Genomic DNA, 3570 nt, shown 5'->3' with positions numbered 1-3570 from the left:
GATCGAGGCGTTCATCGCCCTGGCCAACACCATCATCACCATCAGGAACCTCATCCACCACGCCTGGACCACCCACCGCTGGGACCAACACCCCACCCACAAGCCCTAACCTAATGACGCGATCTCTAAACCAGCCTCCACAAAACCCGGGGCTTGACACACCTCCCTGGTGTGTGAGGCCATCGACATGGCGGTCAGGCACTGCCCGGTTGAGAAAGGTGTGACAGTCTTCCCTCTTCGACCGGGGCAGTCAGTACACGTCTCAGAAGTTCCTGGACCACCTGAAGACCTATGGTATCCGCCCGCCCGTGGGGCGTACCGGAGTGCGCTTGGACAATGCGTGGGCAGAATCCTTCAATGCCACGCTCAAGAACGAAAGAGTGCATAGAATGGTGTACCCCACGAAGGACAAGGCGATCAACAATATTGCCTCATGGATCGAGCTGAGATACAATTATGCGCGCCTTCGCTCAGCCCTGGGATACCGCACGCCTAACGAGGTCGAGCAAGAATTCCTGGGCCTAATCAGGGCAGCCTGAAACCCCAAAAAAGCAGTGTCCGACAAACACCCAGCAGTCCAAGCAACCCCTCTGAGCACTTCGCTGCTGGCGCGATGTCCACCCCAACGACTCACAAAAAATAAATTCCCCAGTCCGAGAAACACCTTGCACCTCACTTATATTTTATCTTGTTCTTCCGCCTCCAATATATACCCCTTCCCCCATGCCGTCACGACCCGCAAGGACACAAATCTGAGGCGACGACGCAGGCGTAGAATTCGAAGATCGAGGGCATTTCGATTCTCTGCCGATTGGTTACCCCAGCCTAATTGCATGAGTTTACTGCGCGAAACAAGGCTCCCAAAATTATCGACCAGTTCCCGCATAAGGACAGCCTCCGAAGCCGCCATAGGTAACCTGCACCCCCGATAGCGAAGCACATTGTCCATAGATAGAATGGGAATTTTTGACAACCTGGCACGCTCAGCCAGACAGGCAACACGGACCTTCAGTTCCGACCGATTTACGGGAGGACGGATCCAGTCTTCGAGCGGGTCCAGGCACTCAGGTGGTGCGCTACCGGTCTCGACAATCCACATAACGGGACTATGGTTCTTGATCCTGCTCTCTCCCTTTTCCGCCTGTTGCGGCCACCAGCACATAGCAACATCTACCATCATAGCTCACCCCTTATCTCCTGCCTTGGCAATTCAGTTACGAACTTAATTTCAAAATCGATCGCTACATATTGCCTGTCACTAAATGTAAATTACTTCGACCGAAGGTTAGTCACAATGATACTTGAACAGGATATCATCGCACACAAGAAGGTTCTGGGCGATTAGCCTTGAGTGCGGACTGCTCGGCGGTCTTGAAGTTATATAGGAGGTGTGTCAAGTTTGTTCCATCTACTAATTTAGGCAAATAGATTGGCATTGAGATCCTCCAAAATATTAGCGATATCCCACCCTATGCCTGACATTCTGCGATACCGAAAGAATACTTCTGCCACAGTTACCCACAAGATATGATCAAACTCCCTTCACCCCTATTAATCTTTATATAATTTTATGTAGCGAATTGCCTACAACCAGCCTTGAGATTTGATAGTGAGATGCTGCGCGAATGATGAAGGTGTTGCTATTTCTCGAATAAGGTTAGGTACTGAGGGTCACGGTCATCCGGGAACGGAACACCTCCGTGGTGAATACTACTGGACTGTTCCCGCAGGTGGGGTGGAGTTCAGGGGGTCGGCAAAGTCGGTGGATGGGTGGTTGTCTGATCTTTAGTGGGTCTGGTGTGTTGGTGCGGGCGCGGCGTGACCCGCATGGTGACGATGAAGGCGTCTACTCAATCCCGTCGCCAGCGAGGTCACGCCGCAATGTCATCTTCCACGACGACCGCCCTGTCGCGCCAGCCCCTGGTCCAGGTTCTCAGGAACATTACTGACCCCGCGACAGGCGCGGGGTACGCCATGACCTACCCACGGTCCTGTCCCTGGCCGTGACGGAGGTGCTGGCCGGCTGCCGGAGCCTGACAGCGATATGGGAGCACACCACCGACCTGACCGCCGCCGACCTGGAGGCCCTGGGCTTACCAGAGGGGCAGGCCCTCCCGTCGGAGTCGGCCATCCGGCGGGTGCTCCAGGACCTGGACCCCACGGACCTCGACACTCATGTGAGGTCCTGGTTCTGTACACGTACCGGCACCATCGCCGGCCGCAGAGTCATCGCAGTGGACGGCAAGACCATGTGAATCGCTCCGGGTTTGATGGAGGCAGTGATCCTTCCGTGTCATCACTGCCTCCATCAAACCCGGAGCGATTCACCCCCACACCGCCGCCCAAGCCCACCCACCCATCACACGACTAACCAACCTCTCCGACCAGTACACTTAGAACGCCTCCGAGGCGCCGCCCTCGGCTTCCTGCAACCTCACTCGCTGCATCGCCCTGTCATTGCTGGAAATCGGCAGCATCAGACCCGAACTACACCCTGATCTGTAAAGAGCTGGTATACTTCCAGAGTCTGCAGTCCGCCGAGCGATCGGGGTATTCACATGGCACAAATCAGATCGCGTTTCACCCAAACGTGGCCCAGTATTACGGTGGTTCAGGGTGTCAGTGATTCCTTCGACGCCAATCCGGATGACTTTTGCGACTTTCGGCGTTCACGACATGAAATTGACCATGCTAATCGTTTTAAGGATCGTGTTTTTGTGCAGTCTTCTACTGTGGCTGGTCGAACATGAGTGCTAGTCTTCGGAAATTGCTTCCGCTGTGCATCAACGTCAGTGAGCGTCGCGATGACCGGGACCACGAGCCTCTCTACTCGCAGGAGTGGGACTATCTTGCACCTGCTGTTTCGAGGCGAAAAGCAGAGTTCTTGACCTCCCGGTGCTGCGCCCGTGAGGTGCTCGCGGCTCTAGGCCTTGACCGGCCGCCCATGATCCCCGGCCCCGCAGGGGCACCGCGTTGGCCGGATGGTGTCGTCGGCAGTATCACCCACTGTGAGGGGTATCGGGCCGCGGTCGCTGCCTGGGCCCGTGAGGTGTGGGCTGTTGGAGTGGACGCTGAGCCCGCGAAGTCTTTGCCGCCCGGCGTGCTTGAGGTCGTGGCGCTCGATGCTGAAATCGATAGGCTCGCGGTGCTAAGTTCGACAAACCCGGACCTTCCTTGGGATCGCTTGCTCTTCAGTGTCAAGGAGTCTGTGTACAAGGTTTGGTTCCCACTTGCGCGGACGTGGCTAGATTTCGAGGACGCTGATGTGCGGCTCGATCGCTCCGGACGGTTTACTGCCGTGCTCGCCCAACCGCTGCTGGTGCCGGGAGGAGAGGCCGTGAATGAGTTGTCAGGGCGTTGGGCTACTGATGGACGGCACGTCCTATCGGCCCTCGCACTGCTGGACCCCACCGTTCCGGTTGGGGAACTCGTACCGTGAACCGGTGTCAAGCCCCGGGTTTTGTGGAGGCTGGTTTATCTGGTTGTGGTGGTGGCTGGTTGTGGTTGTTCCTGGCGGTGGGTGTCGGGGGCCCCGGCGGCTTCGTGCTCGGCGGGGGTGCGCATGCCGAT

At 56.8% G+C, this 3570-nt stretch carries 4 protein-coding genes and 1 pseudogene; 4 read left to right on the top strand and 1 reads right to left on the bottom strand.

Translation table 11 applies throughout. The features are described from left to right. Positions 1-109, top strand: a pseudogene (locus BQ8008_RS00105) (IS5/IS1182 family transposase); the annotation flags it as partial. A gap of 163 nt (positions 110-272) precedes the next feature. Continuing rightward, positions 273-539, top strand: a complete 267-nt coding sequence (locus BQ8008_RS00100; RefSeq protein WP_325048076.1) for an integrase core domain-containing protein — start codon at positions 273-275, stop codon at positions 537-539. Positions 540-676: 137 nt separating this feature from the next. Here the strand turns inward: BQ8008_RS00100 and BQ8008_RS14035 are convergent, their stop codons facing one another. Next, positions 677-910, bottom strand: a complete 234-nt coding sequence (locus BQ8008_RS14035) for a winged helix-turn-helix domain-containing protein (RefSeq protein ID WP_442778202.1) — start codon at positions 908-910, stop codon at positions 677-679. 1093 nt (positions 911-2003) lie between these two features. Here BQ8008_RS14035 and BQ8008_RS00090 point away from each other — a divergent pair. Both BQ8008_RS00090 and BQ8008_RS00085 read left to right on the top strand, forming a co-directional pair. After that, positions 2004-2255 carry a transposase family protein gene (locus BQ8008_RS00090; RefSeq protein ID WP_234415138.1) on the top strand — a complete coding sequence of 84 codons (252 nt, stop codon included), beginning with the start codon at positions 2004-2006 and terminating at the stop codon, positions 2253-2255. Positions 2256-2746: 491 nt separating this feature from the next. Further along, positions 2747-3439 carry a 4'-phosphopantetheinyl transferase family protein gene (locus BQ8008_RS00085; protein ID WP_108832283.1) on the top strand — a complete coding sequence of 231 codons (693 nt, stop codon included), beginning with the start codon at positions 2747-2749 and terminating at the stop codon, positions 3437-3439. Positions 3440-3570: the final 131 nt, after the last annotated feature.

The organism is Actinomyces sp. Marseille-P3109, from assembly GCF_900323545.1.
Taxonomy (GTDB): Bacteria; Actinomycetota; Actinomycetes; order Actinomycetales; family Actinomycetaceae; genus Actinomyces.
Note: the sequence above shows the minus strand (reverse complement) of the source record. Positions and strands in the feature narration are given on the sequence as shown.